The sequence below is a fragment of the Amycolatopsis pretoriensis genome (genome assembly GCF_900107925.1).
GTDB lineage: Bacteria > Actinomycetota > Actinomycetes > Mycobacteriales > Pseudonocardiaceae > Amycolatopsis > Amycolatopsis pretoriensis.
The window spans coordinates 189,006-214,687 of record NZ_FNUJ01000010.1; the positions used below are offsets into that span (position 1 = coordinate 189,006).

Here is a 25,682-nt window from a genome sequence, read left to right on the forward strand (position 1 = left end):
CGGCAGCGGCGCGTTCGTAGTGTTCGGGGCATGGAAAACACCACTGCTCCCGCCCGCACCGCCACCCCCGTCGTCCTCTGGGTGGTCCTCGCCGTCAGCGCCGCTGTCAACGCCGGCGGTTCCGTGACCGGCCTCGACTTCACGCTCCGGATGATCGCCGGCGGGATCGCGCTCGCCGCGACCGCCGGCCTGATCACCTACTACGTCCGGCGACGGCAGCAGCGGTGAGCACCGCGGCGACCCAGAACGGGTCCAGCGCGCCGGCGAGGATCGGACCCGCCGTCGCGCCGACGTTCAGGGCCGCCGTCGCGTAGGAGCCCGCCATGGTCGGCGCACCGGTGGCCGCACGGAGGATCCGCGTGATCACCGTGCCGCCGACCGCGAAGGCCAGCGCGCCTTGCGGGAACGCGAGGACCACGAGCGCCGCCGGCACCAGGGCGAGCACGACCCAGCCCCCGAGCAGCAGCGACCCACCGAGGGCGACGACCCGGCCGGGCCACCGGTCCGCGAGCCGCCCCGCCGCGGTGATGCCGGCGAAGCACCCGGCACCGAAGAGGCCGAGCACCACCGGCGCGGGCGCGACACCTTCGCTCAGCGGCGCCAAGTAGGTGAAGACGCCGAAGGTGGCGGCGTTGACCAGCGCCGCCCGGAGCAGCACCGGGGCGAGCGGGCGGAGTTCGGCGAACTCGCTCCTCAGGTCGGCCACCCCGCCGGCGGGGGTGCCGGGGACGCGCGACACCGCGGCGAAGGCGGGCAGGCACAGCGCGGCGACGGTCCAGGAGGCCGTGGGCCAGCCGAGCAGCGCCCCGCCGGGGATGCCCGCGGCGCAGGCCAGGGTCGTCCCGCCGAGGAGGACGGCGAGCGCGCGTCCGGTGCGGTCCGCCGGCACGAGCGAGGTGGCCGCGGTCAACGCGACGGCGAGAAACCCGGCATTCGCGACGGCGGCGACCAACCGCGTGCCGAGCAGGACGCCGAACGACGACGTCAGCGCGCCGACGACGTGCATCGCGACGAAGAGGGCGAGGAAGGTCCGCAGCGCGGTCCGGCGACGCCAGGTCCGCGCGAGGGCGGCCATGAGCGGCGCCCCGACCACCATCCCGGCGGCGAACGCGCTGGTCAGGTACCCGGCCTGCGCCAGCGTGACGTCGAACGCGGCGGCGATGCCGGGGACGAGCCCGGCGAGCATGAACTCGGACGTGCCCATGGCGAACACGCCGAGGGCGAGGAAGTAAAGGGGCACAGCGAAACTCCAGGGATCACGAAGGCATGGGACGCTTTCGTGGTCACCCGGGAGCCCGGGGAGGCGGGGAGTTACCGGGCTGCCGGAGTGACCGGCAGCCCCGCCCTGGACGCTTCGGGGCTCGACATGGCGCCGACCCTAACGCAGCCGCCGGGATCAGCCCACCGGGGCCCGGAAGCTCGCCCGGTAGGCCTGCGGACTAGTCCCCACCACCCGCTTGAACCGCTCACGGAAGGCCCCCGGCGACCCGAACCCCACCAACCCGGCGATCCGGTCCACCGGCTCCCCCGTCGACTCCAGCAGGTGCTGCGCCCGCCGGACCCGCACCCGCAGCAGCCACTGTAACGGCGTTGTCCCCGTCTGCTCGCGGAAGCGGCGGTTCAACGTGCGCGTGCTCATCCCCACCTGGGCCGCCACTCCGGACAGCGTCAGCTCCGACGCGCAGTTCTCCTCCAGCCACGCCAGCACCGGCTCCAGCTCCGACCCGCGCGGCGTCGGCGGTGGGTCGTGCGCGATGAACTGGGCCTGGCCGCCCTCGCGCTCCAACGGCATCACCGACAGGCGGGCCGCCGAGGCCGCCACCGCCGAACCGTGGTCGCGGCGGATCAGGTGCAGGCACAGGTCCAGGCCCGCCGCCGCGCCCGCCGAACTCAGGAGCTGCCCGTTGTCGACGTACAGCACGTCCGGGTCCACCTCGATCGCCGGGTACCGCCGGGCGAGCTCCCCCGCCGCCGCCCAGTGGGTCGTCGCGCGCAGGCCGTCCAGCAAGCCCGTCTCGGCCAGCACGAACGCGCCCGAGCAGATCGACGCGATCCGCGCTCCCCGGGCGGCCGCGGACCGCAAAGCGGAAATCACCGAAGCCGGCACCGGCGGGTTAGCCGAACGGCCCGGCACGATGATCGTGTCGGCGTCGGCCAGCCCGGACAGGTCCCACGGCGGCCGCAGCGTGAACATCCCCGCGTCCAGCTCGCGCGCGGGGCCGCAGATCCGGACCTCGTACGCCGGCCGGCCGCTCAGGAGCGTCCGCGAGAAGACCTCGATGGGCGTCGCCAGGTCGAACGGGACGACCTGGTCGAGCGCGAGGACCGCCACGATGTGCATGCCCCCACGATAGATCGTCCACTATGGACGGAGGCTGCGCAGCATCAGGTTCGCGAAGTGCTCGCCGACCTGCTCGCCCGACAGCGAGCCGTCGGCGTGGTACCACATGCCGAGCCGGTGGATGGCGCCGAAGTGGTAGTTGATCACCAGGTCGGCGGGGACGTCGGCGCGGAACACCCCGGCCCGCTGCCCCTCGGCGACCAGGTCCCGCACGCGCTCGTGGTAGGTGCGCCGCTCGGCGCGCACCTGGACCTGCTTGGACTTCTCCAGCAGCGGGAACGACTGGAAGAACACCGTCGCCGCGTCGAGGTCGGCGATGCTCGTCACGACGACGTCGGCGACGATCGCGTGCAGCCGCTCCGGCAGCGGCAGGTCCGACTCCGCGATCGTCACCATCCGGCGCGTCTGCATCCGCAGCATCGCCGTGTAGATCTCGAAGAGCAGGTCGTCCTTGGACTCGAAGTAGTGGTACAGCCCGCCTTTGGTGACGCCGGCCTCCTCGACGATTTCGCGGACCGTCGTGGCCTCGAAGCCCTTCTCGGCGAACAGGCGCACCGCCGCCCGCACCACCTTGTCCCGCACGTTCATGTCGCCACCCTAGGTGAGCGGCCGGACCGGCCCGCGCGGCGCCACGGGCCGGTCCGGTCCATTACTTACCCAGCAGGTTCACCTGGTCCGGGGTGGCGCGTTCACCGGTGTACGGCGTGATCGCCCCGGTGCCCCGGTCGGTGACCGACGGTGGCTGGATCACCGTCGTCGTGGTGTCCGGGTTGATCTTGAACACGTACGCGCCGGTGTAGCCGGAGTGCGAGTCCTTCGAGAACCCGAACGGCGTCAGCCCCGGCCCCTTCAGGGCGCCCGAGCTCATCGCTTCGACGATCTTCTGCCGCGTCGGGTCCGGCCCGGCGGCCTTCAGCGCCTGGCCGAACGTGTACGCCTGCACCATCCCGTAGAACAGCGTGTTGGTGAGCGGCTCCTTCGGGATGTACTTGTCGTGGATGCCCTTGAAGTAGGCGACCCACGGGTCGGTCGTCTGCGCGACGTCGGGCAGGTAGCCGGTGCCGATCAGCCCGGCCAGCAGCTGCGCGCTCGACACGCTGGCGCCGCCGCGCTTGGCGAAGTCCTGCAGCAGCCCCGACAGCGTCGCCGGGTCCGCGCCGATGCTGCTGACGACGAACTGCGGCTTGTACCCGATCTTCGCCGCGGCCAGGATCGACAGCGCAGTGAACGCCGGGATGCACTCGCAGACCACGACTTCGGCGCCCGCGGCCTTGAGCGCGGACAGCTGCGGCGTGACGTCGGTGTTCGCGCTGTCGTAGCCCTGCCGGACGACGGTCTGGTCCTTGACGAACTGGTCGAGCCCGGCCTGGGTGTCGCGGCCGACGTCGTCGTTCTGCGTGAAGTACCCGATCTTCTTGCCGGCGAAGGTGTCCTTGATGTACTTGCCCTGGATCTTGCCTTCGCGCGTGTAGTCCACCTGGTAGCCGAAGGTCATCGGCGCCTTCTGCGGGTTGTCCCACGCGAGCGCGCCCGAGGACACCAGCAGGTCCGGCACGCCCTCGGTGTTGAGGTAGTCGACGACCTTCGAGTGCGTCGGGGTCCCGAGCCCGCCGACGATCGCGAACACCTTGTCCTGCAGCACGAGCTTCTTGACGACCTCGACGGTCTTCGTCGGGTTGTAGCCGTCGTCCTCGACCTTGTAGTCGATCTTGCGGCCGTTGATCCCGCCGCCGTCGTTGATCGCCTGGAACACCGCCCGGGCGCCGACGGAGATCTTGCTGTACCCGGGTGCGGCCGGGCCGGTGAGCGGCTGGTGCGTGCCGATGGTGACGGTGTCCTTCGTGACGCCGACGGCCGAGTCGGCCGCCTGCTGGCCACCGCCGTCGCTCTCCCCCGCTCCACCGCACGCGGTCAGCGCCAGGGCGAGGGCGACGAACCCCGCGCCGTACCTAGTGGTTCTCATGGTTCTCCTTCTTTTCGGCGGGTCGACGGAGAATGCCGCGCAGCTTTTGGAAACCACCCTGGATACCGCGCGGGAACGCGAGCACGACGACGATGAGGATCACGCCGTACACCGCGAGCGGGAGGTTGTTGGCGACGTCGGTGTTCAGGTGCAGAACGTCGGCGAGGTCCTCGGACCAGGCCTGGAAGTAGACGAGCGCGACCGCGCCCCACAGCGCGCCCCACAGGGACCCGAGCCCGCCCAGCACGACCGCGGCCAGCAGGCTCAGCGACAACGCGGGCGTGAACGAGCCTGGCGCGGCGGTGCCGAGCAGGAACGCCTGGAGGCCGCCGGCGAGACCGCCGCACACCGCGCTGATGAGGAACGCGAGGATTTTCGTTCGTCCGACGGCGATCCCGCTCAGCGACGCGGCGACCTCGTCGTCGCGGACCGCGCGGAAGTCGCGCCCGAGCCGGCCGCGCACGACGTTCACCACGAGCACCAGCGCGATGAGCACGCTGAGCCAGACGATCCAGGTCTGCCAGCGCAGTTCCGGGATCGCCACGCCGGACGGTCTGCTGTGGACGGTGAAGCTCAACCCGTTGCTGCCGCCCAGGAAGTCCTGGAACCGGCGGGTCAGCGCGGGCAGGCCGACGGCCAGCGCGAGCGTCGCGCCGGCGAGGTACGGGCCGCGCAACCGGGCCGCGGCCGCCCCCGCCAGCAGCCCGGCGAGCCCGCCCGCGACCGACGCGAGCAGCAGGTCGGCCCACAGCGGGAACGACGGCACGTGCTTGACCAGCAAGGCGACCGTGTACGCGCCGATGAACATGAACGCGCCGTGGCCCAGCGAAACCTGGCCGGTGAGGCCGGTCAGCAGGGTCAGCCCGGCCACCGCGATCAGGTAGTAGCCGATGGTCGCGATCCGCAGGTTGGTGAACTCGTCGGTGACCAGGGTCAGCGCGACGACGGCGGCGAACGCGGCCAGCGCGTACAGGGTGTGGCGCAGCAGGGGCGGCAGCATCCGCTTTTTCGCGGCGGCTTCCACGCGGCTTTCCGGAAGGCTCGTGCGCACCGTCATACCCGCCTCACCTTCGCCCGGCCGAACAACCCGCTGGGCCGCACGATCAGCACGACGACGAGGATCGCCAGCGCCGCGATCGTCACCATCTCCGGTCCCAGGTAACCGGACACGTAGGACAGTCCGACGCCGAGCACGAACCCGCCGGCGATGGTGCCCAAGGGGTTGTCGAGCCCGCCGAGCACGGCGGCGGTGAGGGCGTAGACGAAGACGCCGTCCAGGACGTTCGGGAAGAGGAACGGCGGCGTGGCGAGCAGCCCGGCCAGGGAGCCGACGGCCGCGGCCATCCCCCAGCCGACGGTGAGCATCAGCCCGACCCGCACGCCGAGCGTGCGGGCGACGTCCGGGGCGAACGCGGCCGCCCGCATCCGCAGGCCCAGCGGCGTGTACTTGAACACCACCAGCACGAGCGCGGCGATGGCCAGCACGATCAGCACGACGAACAGGTCGTTGGCGGAGAACCGGCCGCGGAAGTCGAAGGCGTACGGGAACGCCAGCGGCTCGTTGGACCAGATCATGCCCGCGATCGCCTGCAGCACCAGCAAAAGCCCGAGGGTGACGATGATCGAGCTCAGCTCGGAGCGGTGCCGCAGCGGCCGGATCAGCAGCCGTTCGGTGGCGACACCCAGCACGGTCCCGGCCACGATCGCGACGGCGAAGCCGAGCCAGTAGCTGCCCGTCGCCTTCGTCACCGAGTACGCGAGGTACGTCGAGATCAGGGCGAGGGCGGGCTGGGCGAAGTTCACCACCCGGGTGGCCCGGTAGATGATGACCAGCGCGAGCCCGAGCGCCGCGTAGACCGCGCCGGCGGAGATCCCGCCGAGGGTCAGGTCGAGGAATTCCTGCATACCGGACCGTTCTCTCCCTGGTGGTTGCTCAGAAACCGAGGTAGGCGTGGCGGAGGCCGTCGTCGGCCAGCAGTTCGGCCGCGGTGTCGACGGCGACAACCCGGCCCAGCGCCAGGACGTACCCGCGGTCGGCGATGGACAGCGCGGAGTGCGCGTTCTGCTCGACGAGCACGACGGTGAGCCCGGTCGAGGCCCGCAGGTCGCGCAGGATCCCCATGATCCGGGCGGTGATCAGCGGCGCGAGCCCGAGCGAGGGTTCGTCGAGCAGCAGCAGCGACGGCCGGCTCATCAGCGCGCGGCCGATCGCCAGCATCTGCCGCTCGCCGCCGGACAGCGTCGACGCGGGTTTCGCCGACCGTTCTTCCAGCGGCGGGAAGAGCTCGTAGACCTCCTCGCGGGCGGCCGCGCGGTCGGCGCGGTCCCGCCGCCACAGGGCGCCCAGCCGGAGGTTCTCGTCGACGGTCAGCTCGGTGATGACGCCGCCGCCCTCGGGCACGTGCGCGACCCCGCCGCGGGCGATGCGGTCGGGCGCCAGGCCGGTCAGTTCCTTGCCGTCCCAGGCGATCCGGCCGCGGCGGGCGGGCTGCAGGCCGCTGATCGTGCGCAGCAGCGTCGTCTTGCCGGCGCCGTTCGCGCCGAGCACGGCGGTGATCCCGCCGCGGTCGACCTCGATGCCGACGCCGTCGAGCGCGCGGACGGCGCCGTAGGCCACGGAAAGCCCGTCGATCTCAAGCATCCGGGGCCTCCTCGGCGGGGTCGCCCAGGTAGGCCTCGGCGACGCGGGGGTCGGCCTGGATCTCGGCCGGTGTGCCCGCGGCGATCACCTCGCCGAAGTTGAGCACCACGACCCGGTCGCACACCTGCATCACGAGGTCCATGTGGTGTTCGACCAGCACGACCGCCATGTGCCGCCGCAGCGAGAGGATCAGCGTCGACAGCTCGACGAGCTCGGCGAACAGGCCGCTCGCGGGTTCGTCGAGCAGCAGCAGGTCGGGCTCGGCCACCAGCGCCCGGGCGAGGGCGACGCGTTTTCGCACGCCGTAGGGCAGCACGCCGGGCAATCGGTCGGCCAGGTCGGCGATCCCGAGTTCGCCGAGCGTGGCGCGGGCCCGCGCGGCCAGGTCGGATTCGTCGCGCGCCGACCGGCCGGCGCCGACGAGCGCGGGCAGGACGCCGGTGCGGGCGTGGCGGCCCGCGCCGGCCATCACGTTCTCGAGCACGGTCAGCCCGGCGAACAGGCCGAGCCCCTGCAGGGTCCGGACGATCCCGAGGCCCGCGAGGTGCTCGGGGCGGTGGCGCACGAGGGGCTCCCCGCGCCAGACCACGCGGCCGGACTGCGGCCGGACGAACCCGCAGATGACGTTGAAGAGCGTGGTCTTCCCGGCGCCGTTGGGCCCGATGACCCCGACGACCGTGCCGGCGTCGACGCTCAGCCGGACGTCGTGCAGCGCGGTGAGCCCGCCGAACCGGACGGTGAGACCGTCCACTACGAGCAGGTCCTCGCCGGGGAGGGTCATCGTCGACTCCTGTCTCACCATGTGGACCAGGCCGTACCGCGCGGTCGGTATGAAGAGGGTGGGGTGCGACGCCGGTCGTGTCAAGGCACGAATCCACACGAAAAGGGCGGGCGCGCTCTTCAGCGCACCCGCCCTTCGTCGTGTCGTGCCGGGATCAGCCCGTGCCGGCCTGCGGGGTGATCATCGAAGAGGCGTCGAGCTTCGTCTGGATGACGCCCAGCTGCTGCAGCAGGTCCGGCACGCGCTGGATGCGGCGGGCGTCCAGGGTGGACCCGAACGCCGGCATCACCATCAGGCTCGCGATGTCCTGGTCCACGTGGGCGTTGCGGACGACGAGCGGCTCGATCCGGCCCCGGTCGACCGCGGCGCGCGTGGCGTTGAGCATCGCGCGCTGGAACGCGAGCATCGTCTTCGGGTGGTCCTGCACCCACTTCCCGGTGGCGCCGAAGCCGGTGAGCGGGAAGGCCTGCGTACTGCCGCTGGCGGCGTCGATGACCGGGAACGCCCCGGCCGTCTTGGCGGCCTGGGTGAGGAACGGCTCCGGCTGGTAGGCGGCGTCGACGCGGCCCTGCGCCAGCGCGACCCCCATCTCCGGCAGCGGCATCGGGACCCACTGCACCTTGTCGAACTCGACGCCGTGGTCGCGCATGACCGACCGGGTCAGCACGTCGGACGCGGCGTTCTTCGAGCTGATGGCGATCCGTTTGCCGTTGAGGTCGTTGACGGTCTTCACCGCCGAGTTCGGCACGGTGACCAGCTCGTTGCTGCGCGGGCTCGCCGACGTGGCGTCGGAGACCAGCTTCACGTCCGAACCGTTGTTCTTCGCCAGGAAGAACAGCGTGTAGGTCGAGAGCGCGAGGTCGTCCTTGCCGTCCGTCAGGCGGGACAGCGACTCCTGCCCGCTGGCGGCGGTGTCGGCCTGCACGTCGAGGCCCTCCGCCTTGAAGTAGCCGCCTTCCTGCGCCAGCCAGAAGGTGGCGAGATCGACGGTGGCGAAGACCGCGACCCGGATGGACGGTTTTTCGACGGCACCGCCGCCGGAGGCGGTGCGCTGGCTGCACGCGCTGACGAGTGCGAGGACCAGCGCGAGCACGGCGAACCGGCGTGTCGAGGCGCGTTTGCGCATGCCACTCCTCGGAAAAGAAACACGGGGACCACGGATTCCGGCGTCAAAGCCGTTGATCGCCGGACTGTAGATGACGATTTCCCGGACCGCAAACACGTTGCCGAGAAATACCGCGCCGGTGCTCACCACCGGAAACAAACCAACGAAAAGCGGGCACACAGCGTGATCGTTGTCCGCCATCCGGCCCAGCCCACTGCGTCGGATGATCGTCAGTGAGGTTCCTCCCGGCCGAGCCATCCGAAAACGGATAACCGGTCTCGCCGCGATTAACGGAAATCGAATCCGTCGTAACAGCAGGGTCCGCCGCGGAGACTCTGGCCGCGAAAAGAGGGGTTGGAAAACGATGAACGCAACCTGGAAGTACCGGCCGCCGATGCTCTCGCCCCGGTTCGCCCACGAGGTGGCGACCGTCGGCGACGACGTCTTCGTGCTCGGCGGCACCGACGGGAACGTCGCCTACGGCTCGGTGGAGACCCGCGGGCTGACCGGCAGCGGCGAGTGGCACTACGTCAGCCCGATGCCCACGCCGCGCGGCAACCACGCGGCCGGCGTGCTCGGCGGGCTGGTCTACGCCGCCGGCGGGATCACCCCGGACGAGCGCACGACCGACGTGGTGGAGGTCTACGACCCGGCGGCCGACGCGTGGCGGGCGAGCCCGCCGCTGCCGGTCCCGCTCGGCGCGCCTTCGGCGGCCGGCCTGGGCGGGAAGCTGTACGTGGCGGGCGGGTTCGTCGGCGACGGCGATCCGGAGGAGCACGCCACGGACGCCGTGCTCGCCTTCGACCCGGCGGCGGGGCGCTGGGCGCCGGTGGCCCCGATGCTCACGCCGCGGGCGCGGTTCCGGCTCGTCGCGACCGAGACGCACCTGTACGCCCTCGGCGGGCTGCCCAGCAGGCAGCAGAACGCGCTCGATTCGGTGGAGCGGTACAGCCCGGACACCGGCCGCTGGGAGGCCGTCGCCCCGATGCGCAAGCGCCGCGGCGCACCCGGCGCGGTGCGGGTCGGAGACCGGATCATCGTGGTCGGCGGCGGTCCCGCGCCGGTCGAGGACCCGACCGCGCGGGACCGCACGACCGAGGTCCTCGACGTCCGCACGGGCGAGTGGGTGCTGCTGAGCACCCTCCTGCCGCACGGCCGGGCCTCGGTGGTCTGCGCGGCCACCCCGGCCCACCGGGTGCTCGCGATCGGTGGCAGCGCGAACCTCTACGGCCAGCGCGTGACGGTGCCGGACGTGCTTTCGCTCAAGCTGCCGTGAGCGGTCAGCAGAACCAGCCGGCCTGGATCCAGCCGCGCTGGTTCACGTGACCCATGGCGTACCCCTCGGCCCAGTCGCCGCTGGGCGAGTACCGCGAAAGCTCGAAGTGGTCGCCGCGGTAGAGGGTGCCGATGATGACGCCGGCGGGCTGCGTCCGGACGTAGAGGTCCTGGGCGCAGATCTCGTGCACGGTACCGGCGCTCGCGGCGGGCGCGAGGGCGATCGCCGCGGCGGCGGCGAGGGTGGTGGTCAGCAGGGCGCGTTTCATCGGTTTCCCTTTCAGTTCAGGGCGAAGCAGTCGCGGAGGAGGAAGCCCCACTTGCTGCTGCCGTGCCAGAAGACGTCGGCGGAGTAGTGGTCTGCGGTGATGTACCGGACGCCGATGTAGTTGCCCTGGACGAGCGTGGCGATCGGGTCGGAGTGGCCTTGGCCCGGGGTGTAGTTGCCGAAGAGGGTGGCGGTCTGGCACGTGATGTGCGCGGCCCGGGTCGGCACCCAGGGGTCGTTGATGGTGCCGCTGCCACTTTGGACGGTCGCGTGCGCGGGGGCGGCGGTGACGGCCGCCGCCGCGACGGCGAGGACGGCTGCCGCGCGGATGCGTTCGAGCATGTCGGGTCCTTTCCCGTGTGTGTCAGGAAAGAACTACCTTCCGGCGCCCGGCGGCGGAAGCCCACCGCGTGACGGTGCGTGCACACTTCGGGTCCGGCTGTGCACCCGGCGCTCAGGCGATCCGGAACTCCAAGACCGAACGCCCGCCCGCGTCCGTCACCGAGTCCAGGACCAGCCCGTGGTCCGCCGCGAGCGCCTCGAACTCCTCGACCCGGCGCTCGCGCCCGCCGAAGATGACGAGCATGGCCAGGTCCATCTCGGTGCCGGCCTGCCGCCCGCCGACGGGTTCGACGACGACGATCCGCCCGTCGGGCGCGGCCGCCTCGACGCAGCGGGCCAGGATGAGGTGGGCGTGCTCGTCGTCCCAGTCGTGCAGGATGTCGACGAGCAGGTAGGCGTCCGCGCCGGCCGGGAGCGGGTCGAAGAAGCTGCCGGCCGTCACCGCGGCGCGGTCCTCGAGCCCGTGCTCGGCGAACGTCGCCGCCGCCGTGGTGACGTCGAGGTCGACCAGCCGGCCCCGGGTCGCCGGGTGGGCGGCCAGGATGCCCGCGAGCACCGTGCCCGGCCCGCCGCCGAGGTCGACGATCGTGGCGAACCGGCCCCAGCCGAACCCGGCCGCGAGGTGCGGGACGCCGGCCCGCAGCCGGTGCGCCATCTGCCGGTCGAAGGACTCCCGCAGCGGCGGGTGCGCGGCGAGGTCGGCCCAGAAGTCTCGCCCGTGCCGGCGGTCGTAGCCGGGCTGTCCGGTGGTGACGCTGTGCAGGAGCTCGGTGAACGCCAGCTCGGCGCGCCCGCCGGCGGTGTCCAGGTTCAGCAGGACGGTGGTGAGGCTGTCGCCGCACAGGTTCTCGCCGAATTCCGTGGTGCGGTAGCCGGTGGGTGTCCGTTCGAAGAAGCCGAGCGTCGTCAGGTGGGCCAGCAGCAGGCCGAGCGGGACGGGCCGGACGCCGAGGTCGCCGGCCAGCCGGTCCACGGTGAGGTCCTGGTCGTGCAGGCGGTCCGGCAGGCCGAGGGTCACCGCCACCCGCAGGGCCATCGGTGTCGCGAGGCTCGCCATGCGCAGAATCGTGTTCGCGTCGTCACTCCCCATGACCACGTATGGTCGCAGCCCGGCGATTCCCTCCACAAGGGACGGCCGGTGAGCGGACGACCACTGCGAGCAAAGGGAAGCGGATTGGAAGTCCCCTCGGGCAAGATCGACGCGCATCCCGAAGCGTGAGGAGTCGAAAACATGAAAGCCCGTGTTCTCCAGGCCGTCATCGGTACGGCCTTCCTGGCCGTCCTCGTCCTCGCGCCCGCCGCGCAGGCGGCCGAGACCCCGCCGCAGACCGGCCCCTCGATCGGCGTCGGTCCCTACATCGGCGACTCGCCCAAGCCCGGGACGGCCAACGCGGAAACCAAGTAGGCCGCCCGCAGGACGGCGTCGCGCAGCAGCGCGCCGCTGTCCCGCTCGCGGGCCGGGGCCAGCACGAACCCCGCGTCCGTGTGCTCGCCCCAGCCCGCCATCGCGTGCGGCTCGCCGAAGCCGCGGATCGGGCACGGCAGCGGCGGCGCCACCGGCACGTGGGCGTCGCTGGCCAGCAGGCTGACGTCCGCGCGGGCCGCCAGCTCCGGCACCGCCCGCGCGGCCCGGTCCGGCGGCGCCTGGTGCGCCACGACGAGTGCCCGCGGGACCCCCAGTCCCGCGGCCACCCGCCGCTGCGCCAGCCGGTAGGCGACCAGCGCGCCCAGCCCCGCGCCGAACAGCACGTGCGGCCGGGCGAGCACCCCCGCCAGCTCCGCCGCGAGGGACTCGACGAGCAGCCACATGTCCCGGTAGGGGTGCTCCCCGCTCCGCTCGCCGCGGCCGGGCAGCTCGACGACGTGCACCGCGATCCGCGGATCGCGCCACGCGCGGTACCGGCCGGCTGCCTCCCCCGCGTCCGGGAAGCAGACGACCAGCAGCCGCTCGGCCTCGTCGGTGTCCACCCACGGCCTCCTTTGCCCTCGCCCCGCCCGGTGCCGATCCGGCCAAAGCAGGCCGCCCCGCGGCGGCACGCAACCGTCGCCGCGGAGTTGTGGCCGTGACTGCGGTCGGATCGGCACCGAGCCGCACAGTAGGGTCGATGACGGCACTTCCGTTCCGCTTCGGTCGGCCTTCTGGGGGCTACTCGTGCGCTACCGCCTGCTCGGACCGGTCACGGTCCTCGGCGATGCGGGCGCCGTCCGGCCCGGTGGCCAGAAGCAGACGTCCGTGCTGGCCGCCCTCCTGCTGAACCCGAACCGCGTGGTCGGCGAAGACCGGCTCATCGACCTGACCTGGGGCGAGAACGCGCCGCCGAGCGTCCGCGGGCGGCTGCAGGTGCACATCTCGGAGCTGCGGAAGCTCCTCGGCCGGGATGCGATCGTCCGCCGCGCGCCCGGATACGTCCTGGAGGTCGCGCCCGGCGACCGCGACCTCGACGTGTTCGACGACGAGGTCGCGCTGGCCCGGGCGACGTCCGGGCCGGCCGCCGTCACGCACCTGCGGGCCGCGCTCGCGTTGTGGGAAGGCACCCCGCTCGGCGGGGTCAGCGAAGCGCTGGCCGCGCACGAAGGCCCGGCGCTGGCCGAACGCCGGCTGGTCGTACTGGAGGAGCTGTACGAGCAGGAACTGGCTTCGGGGCGCCACGGCGAGGTCGTCGGGGAGCTGCGCCGGCTCGTCGACGAACACCCGTTCCGCGAACGCCTGCGGGCCGCGCTGATGCTCGCGCTGCACCGCTGCGGCCGCAGCCCGGAAGCCCTCGAAACCTACGCGCGGGCGCACGAGCTGCTGGTCGACGAGCTCGGCATCGAACCCGGCCAGGCCCTGCAGGACCTGCGCCTGCGGATCCTGCGCGGCGAAGGCGAGCCGGCGCCCGCCGCGGCCCCGGTCGTGCCGCGGCCCGCCGAGCTGCCGCTGGACGTCCGCGGGTTCACCGGCCGGGCCCCGGAACTGGCCGCGCTCGACGAGCCCGGCGACGTCTGGGTCATCACGGGCACCGCCGGCGTCGGCAAGACCGCGCTGGCCGTGCACTGGGCCCACACCGCGCGGGCGCGCTTCCCCGACGGTCAGCTGTACGTGAACCTGCGCGGCTTCGACGCCGACGACGAGCCGCTCACCCCCGCCGCCGCGCTCGCCCAGCTGCTGCGCACCCTCGGCGTCGACCTGCGGGACGTGCCGCCGGGCGTCGACGACCAGAGCAAGCTCTACCGCTCGCTGCTGGCCGACCGGCAGGCGCTGGTCGTGCTGGACAACGCCCGCGACGCCGCCCAGGTGCTGCCGCTGCTGCCGTCGTCGGGCCGGGTGCTGGTGACCAGCCGCCACCGGCTCGACGAGTTCGTCGCGCGCACCGGCGCCCGGGCGCTGGGCCTGGCGCAGCTGCCCGAGGACGACTCGCGCGCGCTGCTGACCGCGCTGCTCGGCGACCGCGCCACCGCCGAGCCGGACGCGGCGGACGAGCTCGCCCGGCTGTGCGGGCACCACCCCCTCGCCCTGCGGATCGCCGCGGCGAACACCGGCGTCGCGAGCCTCGGCGAGCTCGTCGAGGAGCTGCGCGGCGACCCCCTGGCCCAGCTCGGCTTCGACGGTGCCGAGGAAAGCGCTGTCGCGACGGCGTTCTCGGTGTCCTACCAGGCGTTGCCGCCCGGGCTGCGGCACGCGTTCCGGCTGCTGGCGCTGGTGCCCGGGGCCGACTTCACGGCGATCGCCGCGGCGGCCCTGTTCGACGTCCCGGCCGAGGAGGCGGCCCGGCGGCTGCGCGGGCTGACCGCGGCGAACCTGATCGAGGCGCACGCGCCCCGCCGCTACCGGTTCCACGACCTCGCGCGGCGCTACGCCGAGCGGTGCGTCGGCGCCGACGAAGACGAGATCGCGCGGGAAAAGGCGTGGGAGCGGCTCTTCACCGGCTACTGTGCGGCCGCCGACGCCGCGGTGGCCCTGCTGGGCGCGCGGATCGTCACCCTGCCCCGCGAAGACGCCCCGGCGGCGCCGAGCCCGATCGCGTTCGCCGACGCGGCGGCCGCCGTGGCCTGGCTGGACGTCGAGGCGACGAACCTGGCGGCGGCGCTGCGGCTGGCGGCGACGCGCGGCCCGTACCCGGCGGCGTGGTACCTGGCCGACGCGCTGCGGCGCTTCTTCCACGACCACGGCCGTCGCGCGGAGTGGCTGGAGCTCGCGCCGATCGTGCTGCGTGCCGCCCGCGAGCACGGCGCCCAGCCGGCCGAGGCGCTGGTGCACCTGTCCGTCGGCGGCGCGTACTTCCGCGAGGGCCAGCACGAGGCGGGCATCCGGCACTCGGAGAAGGCGGTGCTGGCCAGCCGGGCGTGCGGCTGGCGCCAGTGCGAGGCGACGGCGGTCGCGAACCTGGGGTCGATGCTGGAGTGGACGGGCCGGCTGTCGGAGGCGGTCGAACACAGCCGCCGCGCGATCCAGCTGTTCCGCGAGCTGGAGAACCGCTCGGGCGAGGCGCTCGCGCTGAACTCGCTGAGCTGCCACTACCGCCAGCTCGGCCGGCTGGAACAGGCGGAGGACTGCCTGTGCGAGGCGATCGCGTTGTGCCGCCGGGAGGACCTGCGGTTCTGGGAAGCCGCGAACCTCGCCGACCTCGCGTGGGTGCAGCTGGAGACGGGCCGGTTCGACGAGGCGGGCGACGCGGCCGAGCAGTCCCTGGCGGTGTTCCGCGACCTGGGTTCGAGCTTCGGCGAGGCGACGGCGCTCACGGCGTTGAGCGCGTTGCGGAGTGCGCGTGGCGAGCACGCGTCGGCGGCCCGGACGGCCGAGGAAGCCCTGGACCGCGTCCGCCGCGACGGCGACCGCCAGGTGGAGGCGGCGGCGCTGATCGCCCTGGGCCGCGCCTCGGAAGCCGGTGGTGATCTGGAGCTGGCGGAGCGGGTGCTTTCGGAAGCCCGCCAGCTGGCGGTGGAGTCGGGGCTGCGGGGCCAGCTGGCGGAGGCATCGGCGACGCTGGCGTGGGTGCTGGCGGCGGCAGGCCGGGTTCCGGAGGCGGGCGAGCACGCGCGCACGGCCCTGGACGCGGCCCGCGCCGGCGGGTACCGGCTGCTGGAGGCCCAGGCACTGCTGGGACTGGCGGCGGTCGAGGGCGCGGCCGGCCGCCCGATGCTGGCCGCGGGGACGGCGCGGGAGGCGCGGGGGTTGTACCGGTCGGTCGGGCACGTGACGGGGGAAGCGGTGGCCGAGCGGTTCTTGGCCGATCTCGCTCGCCGCGCAACGGGCTGAGCTGATCGCGCGAGCTTCGCCGGAGCGGATGCGGAAGCGCCGGCCCGAGCCGCCGGCCGACCCGAGGCAGCCACAGCCGGTGAGCCCGCGGATCGGAGATCGCCGGCCGAGCCGCGCCGCTCCTGACCGGCCCCGGTCGCCGCCGGACCAACCGCCGTCCACCGATCGCGCAGACCCGCTGGCCCCGTCGGCAGCCCGGACCTGCGCCCGAACGTCGCCACCTCGCCGCCTCCACCGTCGCGCCACCGGATGAGCGGTGTTACCCACCGGCCGGCCTCGCGACATACTGAACCCATGCCCCGTCCGAAACACGTCCCCGCGAGCGATCTCCGGCTCCCGGACGCGCTGCAGCCGGGGCGGCCGAAGGGCGACCAGCTGCGCGAGATCCTGGAAAGCGTCGCGACCGACGCCGGGCCCGGGCGGCTGATGCCGTCCGAACGGTTCCTCGCCGAGCACTTCGGCGTCGCCCGCGGCACCGTGCGGCAGGAGATCAACCGCCTGGTTTCCGACGGCGTCCTCTACCGCCAGCACGGCACCGCCACCTTCACCGCCGAACGCCAGGCCGCGCACATCGACATGCTGACCTCGTTCACCGAGGACATGAAGGCCCGCGGCGTCGTCCCGAAGACGAAGGTGCTGCACGCCGAGGTCGAGTCCGCGCTCCCGCGGCTCGCCGGCCGGCTCAACGTCCCGCCGGGCGCGCGCGTGTTCCACCTGGAACGGCTGCGGTACGTCGACGACGAGCCGTTCGCCGTCGAGCGCACCAACCTCTCGGTCGACCGGTTCCCGGGCATCGAGCTGTTCGACTGGGAGACGCAGTCCCTGCACCGCACGATCGAGGAGCGCTGGGGCGTCCAGGCGGAGTGGAACGACACGGCGATCTCGGCGGTCCTCCCGGACACCGGCGACGCCGCCCTGCTCGGCATCGAGCCGAGCCAGCCGTGCCTGATCATCGAAGGCACCCTGCACGACCAGAGCGGCGGCGTCATCGAGGCGGGCCGGTCGCTCTACCGCGCGGACCGCTACACCGTCTTCACGCAGGCGCGGCGCAGCCCGGCCTGACGGGGCAACCCCCGGCGTCCCTTTCGCGTGCTACCGGCATGGCCGGCCGGACCAGGTTCTTCGCCCTCACCGCCGCCCTCCTGGGGTCGACGGCCGCGCTCGCGGCGTGGTCCGCCCGCCGGCCCCGCACGAACCCGTCGCCCAAAGCCAAGCCGAAGGCCGAGGTGAAGGCCAAGCCCGAGCCGCGCCGCCGGGTGCCGGCCGACGACCCGGGCTGGCGCTGGCGGAAGACGTGCCGCCGGCTGGTGTTCGCCGGCCTCCTCGCCGCTTCGGCGGCGATCTCGGTCTGGGCCGCGCACCAGGAGACCCGGCTCGGCGAGACCACCGTCCTCGTGGCCGGGTTCGGCGTGCTCGCCGCGGCCCTGTGGGCGGTCGCCTGGTGGCGCGGCGCCTGGGTGTGGGGCGGGGACTTCGGCCAGCTGACGTTCAGCATGCTCGGCCTGGCCGTCCTGGCCCTCTCCGGCTCCGGCCTGGTGACCGAGCTGGTCCTGACCCACCGCGGCGCGCTCACGCAGATCGAGGTGGCGCCGGCGAGCCCCGGCCACCCCGTCCCGCTCGTCCTCCCGGGCGGCTCGACGCCGCTGCGCGGTGACCTGCGCGGCATGGTCGAGACCGTCCCGGGAGAACGGTTCACCGTGGCGCACGACCGCGGCCGGTTCGTCCGCCCGATGCTGCCCGAAGACGTGAACCCGTCGCTCGGCACGGTGTTCTTCCTGGTGGGCGCCGGGCTGCTGGGCGTCACCGTGCTCGGCTTCGGGTTCCCCCTCGACTGGCCTAGGTGGGGTCCGCCCGATGAGCCCGCAGCAGCTTGACGCAGTGCTCCACCAGCTTGTCCCCGGCGTCGGGCTCGAACAGCGTCACGTACGACTCGTAGATCCCGTCGCGGTGGCCGTCGGCGTCCGGCAGGTAGCCCAGGTAGCCGTCGGAGTAGCCGATCACCCGCGTGTGCCGGAACGGGCTGCCCCGCCGGATCCGCAGCCCCAGCGACGCGAACAGCTCGAACGGCGTGTGCAGCCAGGCGATCTCCCCCAGCGTCACGACGCTGACCGGGACCTCCGCGCAGCCCGTCGGCCGGTCGGTGGCCGCCATCGCCGCGAGCATCGCGCAGCCTTCGTAGCGCGTCTGCGCGATCCGGACGGCCGGGTGGTCTTCGCCGTGGTGCGCCAGTTCGCGCTGCCACTCCCGCTCGGCCGTCTCCCGCAGCTCCAGGCTGTGTTCCAGCGTCGGCACGTCCCGGTAAGGAAGGTGCAGCGCCGAGCGCGTCATCCGGACCGGGCCGGTCTCGGCGCCGGGCGAGGCCTCCGCCAGCGTCCGGGCGATCGACGTCGCCAGGTGGCCGCCGAGGGTGCGGACCTCGGCGTGGTCGCGGCCGCGGCGGACGAACCGGGAGCTCGCGTCCCCGGCCGCGCCCTGCAGGAACGCCGAGACCGGCTGCCCGATCAGCGCCGCCAGCTCGCGCCGCGTCGCGCCCGGCCAGTCGGCCGACCAGGTGAGGTTGTCCGGCCCCAGGACGGTCGGGTGGCTCGCGTAGTCGAACAGCAGCGCGGCCGGCGATCCGTCGTCGCGACGCAGTTCGAGCACGCCGAACGACGTGTCGTGCGGCCCGTCCGGCCGGTAGCGGTTGCCGCCGACGGCCTCGGTCGAGCCCGCGTGCCAGCGGGCCCGGACGCGGCCGCGGCACGCGCGCAGCCGCAGCGCCGCGCCGGTGACCGTCTCCGCCATGCGGCCGACCAGCCCGGCGTCGCGCTGCCCGGGCAGCCCCGGGTGCAGCGGGCCGGTCCAGCCCTCGGGCCCGGAATGCGTGTGCGACGCGCAGACGAGCACCCGCTCCGGGTCGATGCCCACCGCCGCGGCGACGGCGTCGGCCAGGGTGCGGGTGAGGCCGGCGTCGACCGCGAGCGCGTCGAGCGCCACCCACAGCACGCCCGGGTCGTCCTCGGTGGACAGCCAGATCAGCGACGCCTCGAGGTCGTCGTGCGTGCCGGTGGCGACGCCGTGCCGGGCCAGGTAGCCGCCGAGCGGGTGCCCGGGCCCCGGCGTGATCCGGACGTCTTGCGCGGCGAGCAGCAGCGCGGCGGTCACCAGGTCGATTCCAGGATGTCGACGACGCCGTCGCGGCCGGCGGCGCGCGCCACCCCGGCCAGCTCGGTGACGTCGCCGGTCGTGTGCAGCAGGACTTCCAGCAGCATCGGCAGGTTGAGCCCGGAGACCAGCTGGATGCGCGGGTGCACGGCGGTGAGCGCGCGCACGGCGTTGAACGGCGAACCGCCGTGCAGGTCGGCGAGCACGAGTGCCTCGGTGGCCTCGCCGAGCAGCGCGAGCAGCCGGACGCCGAACTCCTCCGGGCTGTCGTGCGGGCTCAGCTCGCAGACCTTCAGCCGCGACTGCGGCCCCAGGATCATCTCGGCGGCTTCCCCCACGCCGGAGGGCAGCCGCCCGTGCCCGGCGAGGACGATCGGGACGGACATGGCGGTGTCTCCTAACCCTTTGCCGGGGCCGACGGCGCGAACCAGCCGAGCCACCCCAGGATGACCCCGGCGACGACGACGATGGCGATGATCCAGACGGGCCGCAGGCGGGCCTTGGCCGTGAGCAGGTACACCCCGGCGGTGACGAGCACCGGCAGCAGGAACGGCACGAGCTCGTCGAGCCGGTCCTGGATCGCGACGGCCTGGGTCACCGGCTGCCCCTGGACCGTCGTGGTCTGGCGGTAGGTCAGCGTGGTGACGACCTTGACGATCGACGGGATGAAGCCGCCGAGCACGACGAACCCGAGCACAGTGGCGCCCTGCGCGACGCGGGCGAGCGCGCCGGCGGCGAGGTGGCCGGCCAGCCGTTTGCCCTCGCGGTAGGCGAACCCGAACTGCCAGCGCCGGATCAGCGCGTAGGGCACGAGGACCATCACCGCGGCGAAGGCGGGGCCGAGCCAGTTGCCCTGCAGCGCCCACGACGCGCCCATGGTGAAGACGATGCTGTTGTACAGCGCGAAGACGACGGTGTCGCCGATGCCGGCCATCGGGCCCATCAGCGCGACCTTGGTGCTCGCCGCCGACTTCGGCGTCCCGGCCTCCTCGAGGGCGACGCTCGAGCCGAGGATCAGCGGCCCGCCGACAAGCACGGAGGTGTTGAAGAACTGCAGGTGCCGCTGCAGGCCGGCGACGTAGTCGGCCTTCTCCGGGTAGAGCCGGCGCAGCACCGGTTCCATCGAGTACGCGAACCCGAGCGCCTGCATCCGCTCGTAGTTCCAGGAGATCTGGCTCGACCAGAAGTACCGGCGGAACACCCGGCGCAGGTCCTGCTTGGTCAGCCGCGCGTCCACAGTGGACTCGCTGTCGGCTTCTCCGGCTATTTCGATCGCGGGTTCGTCACGCTTCAGCGTCACGAACAGCATCGCGACCGCGACCCCGATCAGCGCGATGCCCAGCAGCGGCACGTGGAGGTAGGCGAACGCGACGAACCCGATGAGGAGCAGGTACCAGTACCGCGAGAGCTCCATCATGCCGAGCAGCAGCGCGAACCCGACGGCGGGCAGCAGCGACCCGGCGAGCGTCATGCCCTGCACGAACCCGGCGGGGATGCTCGTGGTGATGTCCTTGACCAGGCCACCGGACGCGGCGAGCGCGGCGAGGAACGTCGGGATCGCGCGCACCGCGACCCACGGCACCAGGCTGACCCAGTGGATCACGGCGAGGCCGCGGGCGTTGCCGTCGGCGGCGTAGCCGTCGGCCCGGTGGACCAGCGCGGTGGTGATGATCTTGCCGACGGGGTCGAGCGCGGAGAGCAGGATCGCGGCGGGCAGCCCGACGCCGAGCCCGATGGCGACCTGCGCGGACGTGTCCCCGGCGGCGCCCGCGGCCAGCGCGGTGCCGACGATCGCCCCGGTCTGGTAGTCCGGGATGGTCGCGCCGCCGTAGGTGTAGACGCCGAGCGCGGCGAGTTCGAGGGTGGCGCCGATCAGCAGGCCGAGCAGCGGGTGCCCGACGATCAGCCCGGCCACGGAGCCCGCGATGAGCGGGCGCTGGGCGTAGATGAGGAACGGGCCGAGCCCGTCGTAGGTGCAGTAGATCGCCCAGAGGGTCAGGGCCAGCGCGACGAGCATGCGGGGCTAAAGCCCTTTCCGGTCGAGCAACGGGACGAATTCGGCGGGCTTGTCCTGCGGCATCAGCTGGGTGACCAGCGGGACGCCGGACGCGGCCAGCTTGCGGTAGGCGTCGGCCTCGTCCGCGGTGACCGCGATCGAGCGCGTGACCATGGTGTAGGTGGTGCCGGGGCGCGGGGCGACGTTCCCGACGTTGACGGTTTCGGGTCTCAGGCCGCCTTCGACCAGGCGAAAGGCGTCATCGGGATCCTTGGCGAGGATCATGACGCCTTGGGTTTCGGTGGTCTCGAGCGTCTGCTTTATCGTGAAGACGTCGGTGGGCAGCCCGCGGGCGGCCTGCGGGAGCAGCATCCGCTGCAGGTCGTCGGCGGCGACGTCGTCGTTGCAGACGACCAGCCGGCGCACGCCGAGCCGCCGCGTCCACGCGACGGTGACCTGCCCGTGGACCAGCCGGTTGTCGATCCGGACGTGTACCCCCGCCATGTGTCTCCTCCCGGCCGCGCAGCGTCCATCCTGGTTCGTACCAGTAGTTGTGTCAACGCTGTCCGTGACCGGCGGTGTTCAACGACGGCTTCGCGCGGCCGACGGAAGGACCCCTCAGACCTTCCGTCGGCCGGCGAGCGCGAAGCCCCCTCGGATTTACCCGGACCCTCCCATAAAGGTATATACCAGTATGGACGTACGAGATCGACTGTCAAGACCTGCGCCGATGATCGGTACGAAGATCATTTTCAATCGGTCGACCGAAATAGACCGGCCGGGCGAACCCGTGGGCGATTCACTCCAGGCTGTCCGTTCTTGTCAGTGACAGCCCGGTCACCCCCTGCCTATCATCCTCAGTGGTCTAGACCGCACTTCTCGTCCCCTGCCGTACCGGGAAAGGCGGAACTCCCCCATGACCGCGAGATCCCTGCGCCTCGCCGTGCTCAGCGGCGCCCTCCTCCTCGCCGGCTCGCTGCTCCCCTCGGCCGCCGCCGCAGGCGATGGCACCGAGCCGCTCCCCGATCACCTGCGCAAACAGGAAACAGCGCAGGTGAAAGCCACCGTCTGCGACGGCGACGGCACCAGCGGCAAGCGCGTCCAAGCCCTCTACGTCCGCGGCGCCGGCCAAGCCGACCGCTACGCCCAGTTCGCCGGTCAGTTCCAGACCTTCGCGAGCCAGATCGACGACGGCTTCGTCGAGGCCGCCTACCGGCTCGGCGGGGGCGTGCGGCACGTCCGGTACGTCACCGACTCCAGCTGCCGCGCCACGGTGAACAACGTTGTCATCGCCCAGAACGACATGGCCACCGTCGACACCATCACCAACGCCATCAAGGCGCAGGGCTACAACCGCGCCGACCGCAAGTACATCGTCTGGTACGACAAGGACGGCTGCGGCCTCGCCTTCGGCAACGGCGGCAACGACAGCCCCGGCTCGGGCAACCCCTACAACGCCGGCCCGCACTACGCCACCGTCGGCACCGGGTGCTGGTCCTGGCAGGCGACCGGGCACGAGCTCCTGCACACCCTCGGTGCCGTCCAGGGCAGCGCGCCGCACTCCAGCGCCTTCGGTCACTGCTGGGACGACGAGGACATCATGTGCTACGACGACGGCGGCCTGCCGAACCCGCCCGGCACCCTCGTGAAGGTCTGCCCGGGCGCGCCGGAGAACCAGTTCGACTGCCTCGGCGACGACTACTTCAACACCAACCCCGCCCCCGGCAGCTACCTGGCGACACACTGGAACGTCGCGAACAGCGCGTACCTCATCTCCAGCGGCACGCCCTACCCGGCGGGCACCATCACGGGGATCAACAGCAAGTGCGTCGACGTGTCCAACAGCGGCACCGCCAACGGCACCGCCGTGCAGCTCTGGACCTGCAACAGCACCGCCGCGCAGCGCTGGACGAGGCAGAACGGCACCGTCCGCGCCCTCGGCAAGTGCCTCGACGTCTCGAACAGCGGCACCGCGGACGGCACGCTCGTCCAGCTGTGGGACTGCAACACGACCGGCGCCCAGAACTGGCAGGCCCGGTCCGACGGGACGCTGCTGAACCCGCAGTCGGGCAAGTGCCTCGACGCCCCCGGCGGGTCCACCGGCGACGGCACCCGCCTGCAGATCTGGGCCTGCTCGGCGGCGGCCAACCAGCGTTGGGTTATCGCGGGGTAAAACGCCGCAACCTGCCCGCGCCCCCGTCGTTATCCGCTTCGTCAGTCCAGGGGAGGAACCATGCCGGCCGTCACTTCGAACATCGTCCCGCTCCGGCACGCGCGCCCGGGGGTGGTCGCGTACGTGAAGTCGCCGGCCGAATGGTTCGTCTCCAACAGCGGGTGGATCCAAGGCAGCGAGGGTGTCGTGCTGGTCGACACCTGCGGCACCGAGCAGGCGACGCTGGAGCTGGTGCGCGACGTCCGCAAGTACGCGGGCGAGCAGGAACTCACCGTCGTCGTCACGCACGCGCACGGTGAGCACCACAACGGCGTCGGGGTCGCGCTGCGCGAGGGCGGGACGGCACTGGCCGCCCCCGGCAGCGTCGACCTCGTCAAAGCCGGGCCGCAGACCTACGGGAACGTCTTCACCTACACCCAGTGGGGCGTGCTCGAGCCGCCGGAGCCGGCCGCGGTCAAGCCGGTGCCGGGCTGGCAACGGCTCGACCTCGGCGACGCGGTCGCCGACGTCGTCGCGGTGCCTGGTGTCGCGCACACCGCGGGCGACCTCGTGGTGCACGAGCCGCGCTCGGGCACGCTCTTCACCGGCGACCTCGTCTACATCGGCGACACGCCGCTGGCGGTGCACGGCTCGGTCCCGGGCTGGCTCAGCGCACTCGACTGGCTGCAGGACACGTTCCGCCCTCGGACGCTCGTGCCCGGCCACGGCCCGGTGGCGACCCCGGGCCACAGCGCGCTGCACGCGATGCGCGTCTACCTCGAGTGGCTGCTCGAGGTGACCGAGCGCCAGACGGACTTCACGCGGCTGGCGAACCAGGCGTCGCTGCGCTGGCCGCACTGGCGCAACCCCGAACGACACATCGGCAACCTGATGCGCGCGTACGCCGACCAGCACGGCCGCAAGCTCGACGTCGATCTGGCCGTGGACGCCGTCCTCGCCGCGGCCGGCGGCCGGATCGACCTCGACTGCGTGCTCGGCGGGGAACCGGTCCGCCGCATCTCCTAGAGCCGCACCACTTCCGGCGCCACGGGCGTGTCCCCGAGCCACGTGCAGGCGGGTACGCCGATGCTCGAGGGCACCGGCACCGCCTTGCCCACCTTCACGCCGGTCACCGGCCGCCCGCAGGCGACCAGGTCCAGCACCAGCAACGGTATGACGAGCAGTATTTTCCGGATCCGCATATCGGCTCACCCCGGTTTTGTCTCCACACTCCCACCCCGGCACACGGCGCCCGCGACGGCGCGGTTCAGCGCGATCGGGTGTATTTCCGCGGGCCGCCGCGGATCGGATGAGCGGGGGGGGGACGACCGGAAGGAATCCCCCGATGGAGTACCGGCTGATGGCTAGGCTGAGCGGGTCGATCGGAGGTGCGGTGGACACCACGACCCTGCTCGAAACGGCCGCGCGTGGCGACCAGGAGGCCTGGGACACCCTGGTGGACCGGTACACGAGCCTGCTGTGGGCGATCGCGCGCGGCCACCGGCTCTCGGACGCCGACGCGGCCGACGTCGTCCAGACGACGTGGCTGAAGCTCGTCGAGAACCTCGGCCGGATCAAGGAACCGGACCGCCTGCCCGGCTGGCTCGCGACGACCGCGCGGCACGAGTGCCTCCGCCAGCTGCGCCGCGCCGGGCGCGAACGGCCGTCCGACGACCGGGACTGGCCCGAAGAGCCCGCCGGCCACCCGGGCGTCGACGCGGCCCTGCTGCTCGACGAGCGCAACGCCACGCTGTGGCGCGCGCTGGCGACGTTGTCGGAACAGTGCCGGCAGCTGCTCCGGGTCTTGATGGCGACGCCGCCGCCGTCGTACGCGGACGTGGCGGCGGCCCTCGACATGCCGGTCGGCAGCATCGGCCCGACCCGGCAGCGCTGCCTGGCCCGGCTGCGGGAGCGGGCCGGGGCGGCCGGGCTCGGAACGGAGGACCGGACGTGACCGACGACGAACTCCTGGACGAGCTGCGTGCGGCCGCCGAGCAGGCGGACCCGGTGCCCGGCCTCGTGCTGCGCCAGGCCCGCGCGGCGCTGGCCACCCGCGACCTCGACGCGGAGCTGGCCGAACTCGCCTTCGACTCGGAGGTGGCGGCGGGCGCGGTCCGCGGCGGCGACGTCCGCCTGCTGTCGTTCGACTCGGCCCGGGTGTCGGTGGAGCTGCAGGCCGAGTACGAGGACGGCCGCGTCACGCTGCGCGGCCTGGTGACGGGCGCGGCCGGCGACGCGGTGATCGAGACCGCGGGCGAGCGGCACGTCCGGCCGATCGATCCCGACGGCTGGTTCACCGCGACCGGTCTGCCCCGCGCGGCGACGCGGGTGAAGGTGACGGCGGCGGACGGTACGACGGTCACCACCGGCTGGACGAGTCTCTGACCCGTTCCCGCGCGGCTGAAGGGCACCTTCAGTGCATCTGACGTGAGGAAGGT

General features: G+C 72.9%; 28 protein-coding genes. 10 read left to right on the top strand and 18 right to left on the bottom strand.

The genetic code is table 11. The features are described from left to right. Nucleotides 1-30: 30 nt before the first annotated feature. Nucleotides 31-228: a hypothetical protein gene (locus tag BLV96_RS38250; protein WP_086674085.1), complete on the top strand. Its 198-nt coding sequence runs from the start codon at nt 31-33 to the stop codon at nt 226-228. On the opposite strand, the gene BLV96_RS38255 is transcribed toward BLV96_RS38250, so the two are convergent. From BLV96_RS38255 to BLV96_RS38295, 9 genes are all read right to left on the bottom strand, one after another. Beyond that, nucleotides 194-1,240 (bottom strand): MFS transporter, encoded by a 1,047-nt coding sequence (locus BLV96_RS38255; RefSeq protein ID WP_086674084.1) that lies wholly within the window; start codon nt 1,238-1,240, stop codon nt 194-196. The genes BLV96_RS38250 and BLV96_RS38255 overlap by 35 nt on opposite strands. A 156-nt stretch (nt 1,241-1,396) precedes the next feature. Next, on the bottom strand, nt 1,397-2,341 hold the full coding sequence (locus BLV96_RS38260; protein WP_086674083.1) for a GlxA family transcriptional regulator: 945 nt from the start codon (nt 2,339-2,341) through the stop codon (nt 1,397-1,399). A gap of 21 nt (nt 2,342-2,362) precedes the next feature. Then, a complete protein-coding gene (locus tag BLV96_RS38265; RefSeq protein WP_086674082.1) occupies nt 2,363-2,929 on the bottom strand; it encodes a TetR/AcrR family transcriptional regulator in 567 nt (188 codons plus the stop codon). Nucleotides 2,930-2,990: 61 nt separating this feature from the next. Then, nucleotides 2,991-4,304, bottom strand: a complete 1,314-nt coding sequence (locus tag BLV96_RS38270; protein WP_086674081.1) for an ABC transporter substrate-binding protein — start codon at nt 4,302-4,304, stop codon at nt 2,991-2,993. Further along, nucleotides 4,291-5,361 (bottom strand): branched-chain amino acid ABC transporter permease, encoded by a 1,071-nt coding sequence (locus BLV96_RS38275; RefSeq protein ID WP_086674080.1) that lies wholly within the window; start codon nt 5,359-5,361, stop codon nt 4,291-4,293. Before BLV96_RS38275 ends, BLV96_RS38270 begins: the two co-directional genes overlap by 14 nt. Beyond that, a complete protein-coding gene (locus BLV96_RS38280) occupies nt 5,358-6,209 on the bottom strand; it encodes a branched-chain amino acid ABC transporter permease (RefSeq protein ID WP_086674079.1) in 852 nt (283 codons plus the stop codon). The genes BLV96_RS38275 and BLV96_RS38280 overlap by 4 nt, the downstream gene beginning before the upstream one ends. A 28-nt stretch (nt 6,210-6,237) precedes the next feature. Then, nucleotides 6,238-6,945 carry an ABC transporter ATP-binding protein gene (locus tag BLV96_RS38285; protein ID WP_086674078.1) on the bottom strand — a complete coding sequence of 236 codons (708 nt, stop codon included), beginning with the start codon at nt 6,943-6,945 and terminating at the stop codon, nt 6,238-6,240. Then, on the bottom strand, nt 6,938-7,726 hold the full coding sequence (locus tag BLV96_RS38290) for an ABC transporter ATP-binding protein (protein ID WP_086674077.1): 789 nt from the start codon (nt 7,724-7,726) through the stop codon (nt 6,938-6,940). Before BLV96_RS38290 ends, BLV96_RS38285 begins: the two co-directional genes overlap by 8 nt. A 154-nt stretch (nt 7,727-7,880) precedes the next feature. Further along, nucleotides 7,881-8,852 carry an ABC transporter substrate-binding protein gene (locus BLV96_RS38295; RefSeq protein WP_086674076.1) on the bottom strand — a complete coding sequence of 324 codons (972 nt, stop codon included), beginning with the start codon at nt 8,850-8,852 and terminating at the stop codon, nt 7,881-7,883. Nucleotides 8,853-9,195: 343 nt separating this feature from the next. Between BLV96_RS38295 and BLV96_RS38300 the strand changes: the two genes are divergently transcribed. Next, on the top strand, nt 9,196-10,107 hold the full coding sequence (locus tag BLV96_RS38300) for a Kelch repeat-containing protein (RefSeq protein ID WP_158104093.1): 912 nt from the start codon (nt 9,196-9,198) through the stop codon (nt 10,105-10,107). Between the two features lie 4 nt (nt 10,108-10,111). Here the strand turns inward: BLV96_RS38300 and BLV96_RS38305 are convergent, their stop codons facing one another. The 3 genes from BLV96_RS38305 to BLV96_RS38315 form a co-directional block, all read right to left on the bottom strand. After that, nucleotides 10,112-10,375, bottom strand: a complete 264-nt coding sequence (locus BLV96_RS38305; RefSeq protein WP_086674074.1) for an SH3 domain-containing protein — start codon at nt 10,373-10,375, stop codon at nt 10,112-10,114. Between the two features lie 11 nt (nt 10,376-10,386). Then, nucleotides 10,387-10,716, bottom strand: coding sequence for a hypothetical protein (locus tag BLV96_RS38310; RefSeq protein ID WP_086674073.1), 330 nt, complete (start codon nt 10,714-10,716; stop codon nt 10,387-10,389). A 112-nt stretch (nt 10,717-10,828) separates the two neighbouring features. Further along, nucleotides 10,829-11,806: a methyltransferase gene (locus BLV96_RS38315; RefSeq protein ID WP_086674072.1), complete on the bottom strand. Its 978-nt coding sequence runs from the start codon at nt 11,804-11,806 to the stop codon at nt 10,829-10,831. Nucleotides 11,807-11,947: 141 nt separating this feature from the next. On the opposite strand from BLV96_RS38315, the gene BLV96_RS50070 reads away from it, so the two are divergent. Then, nucleotides 11,948-12,121, top strand: coding sequence for a hypothetical protein (locus tag BLV96_RS50070; RefSeq protein WP_158104092.1), 174 nt, complete (start codon nt 11,948-11,950; stop codon nt 12,119-12,121). On the opposite strand, the gene BLV96_RS38320 is transcribed toward BLV96_RS50070, so the two are convergent. Further along, the gene (locus tag BLV96_RS38320) at nt 12,070-12,684 is read right to left on the bottom strand and encodes a thioesterase II family protein (protein WP_086674071.1); all 615 of its coding nucleotides are present in this window, start codon (nt 12,682-12,684) and stop codon (nt 12,070-12,072) included. The two genes, BLV96_RS50070 and BLV96_RS38320, sit on opposite strands and share 52 nt — an antisense overlap. A 184-nt stretch (nt 12,685-12,868) precedes the next feature. On the opposite strand from BLV96_RS38320, the gene BLV96_RS38325 reads away from it, so the two are divergent. The 3 genes from BLV96_RS38325 (at nt 12,869) to BLV96_RS38335 (ending at nt 17,826) form a co-directional block, all read left to right on the top strand. Continuing rightward, the gene (locus BLV96_RS38325; protein ID WP_086674070.1) at nt 12,869-15,952 is read left to right on the top strand and encodes an AfsR/SARP family transcriptional regulator; all 3,084 of its coding nucleotides are present in this window, start codon (nt 12,869-12,871) and stop codon (nt 15,950-15,952) included. Between the two features lie 294 nt (nt 15,953-16,246). Continuing rightward, the gene (locus BLV96_RS38330; protein ID WP_086674069.1) at nt 16,247-17,014 is read left to right on the top strand and encodes a GntR family transcriptional regulator; all 768 of its coding nucleotides are present in this window, start codon (nt 16,247-16,249) and stop codon (nt 17,012-17,014) included. Between the two features lie 38 nt (nt 17,015-17,052). After that, the gene (locus BLV96_RS38335) at nt 17,053-17,826 is read left to right on the top strand and encodes a hypothetical protein (RefSeq protein WP_086674068.1); all 774 of its coding nucleotides are present in this window, start codon (nt 17,053-17,055) and stop codon (nt 17,824-17,826) included. Here BLV96_RS38335 and BLV96_RS38340 read toward each other — a convergent pair. Genes BLV96_RS38340 through BLV96_RS38355 form a run of 4 tightly spaced genes read right to left on the bottom strand, consistent with a single transcriptional unit; the run spans nt 17,789 to nt 21,596 of the window. Next, on the bottom strand, nt 17,789-19,096 hold the full coding sequence (locus BLV96_RS38340; RefSeq protein ID WP_086674067.1) for a hypothetical protein: 1,308 nt from the start codon (nt 19,094-19,096) through the stop codon (nt 17,789-17,791). The genes BLV96_RS38335 and BLV96_RS38340 overlap by 38 nt on opposite strands. Beyond that, nucleotides 19,093-19,482, bottom strand: coding sequence for a PTS sugar transporter subunit IIA (locus tag BLV96_RS38345; RefSeq protein WP_086674066.1), 390 nt, complete (start codon nt 19,480-19,482; stop codon nt 19,093-19,095). The genes BLV96_RS38340 and BLV96_RS38345 overlap by 4 nt, the downstream gene beginning before the upstream one ends. Before the next feature lie 11 nt (nt 19,483-19,493). Further along, entirely contained in the window at nt 19,494-21,113 is a 1,620-nt protein-coding gene (locus BLV96_RS38350; RefSeq protein WP_086674065.1) for a PTS system mannose/fructose/sorbose family transporter subunit IID, read from the bottom strand. A gap of 6 nt (nt 21,114-21,119) precedes the next feature. Next, entirely contained in the window at nt 21,120-21,596 is a 477-nt protein-coding gene (locus BLV96_RS38355; protein WP_091390128.1) for a PTS sugar transporter subunit IIB, read from the bottom strand. 412 nt (nt 21,597-22,008) lie between these two features. Here BLV96_RS38355 and BLV96_RS38360 point away from each other — a divergent pair, with 412 nt between their 5' ends. Next, nucleotides 22,009-23,265, top strand: a complete 1,257-nt coding sequence (locus BLV96_RS38360) for an RICIN domain-containing protein (RefSeq protein ID WP_086679207.1) — start codon at nt 22,009-22,011, stop codon at nt 23,263-23,265. Between the two features lie 60 nt (nt 23,266-23,325). Further along, nucleotides 23,326-24,270 carry an MBL fold metallo-hydrolase gene (locus tag BLV96_RS38365; protein ID WP_086679206.1) on the top strand — a complete coding sequence of 315 codons (945 nt, stop codon included), beginning with the start codon at nt 23,326-23,328 and terminating at the stop codon, nt 24,268-24,270. Here the strand turns inward: BLV96_RS38365 and BLV96_RS38370 are convergent. Then, nucleotides 24,267-24,446, bottom strand: a complete 180-nt coding sequence (locus BLV96_RS38370; RefSeq protein ID WP_086679205.1) for a hypothetical protein — start codon at nt 24,444-24,446, stop codon at nt 24,267-24,269. The genes BLV96_RS38365 and BLV96_RS38370 overlap by 4 nt on opposite strands. A gap of 191 nt (nt 24,447-24,637) precedes the next feature. On the opposite strand from BLV96_RS38370, the gene BLV96_RS38375 reads away from it, so the two are divergent. Beyond that, complete coding sequence (locus BLV96_RS38375) at nt 24,638-25,198, top strand: RNA polymerase sigma factor (protein ID WP_086679209.1); 561 nt, start codon at nt 24,638-24,640, stop codon at nt 25,196-25,198. After that, a complete protein-coding gene (locus tag BLV96_RS38380; protein ID WP_086679204.1) occupies nt 25,195-25,629 on the top strand; it encodes a hypothetical protein in 435 nt (144 codons plus the stop codon). The genes BLV96_RS38375 and BLV96_RS38380 overlap by 4 nt, the downstream gene beginning before the upstream one ends. Nucleotides 25,630-25,682: the final 53 nt, after the last annotated feature.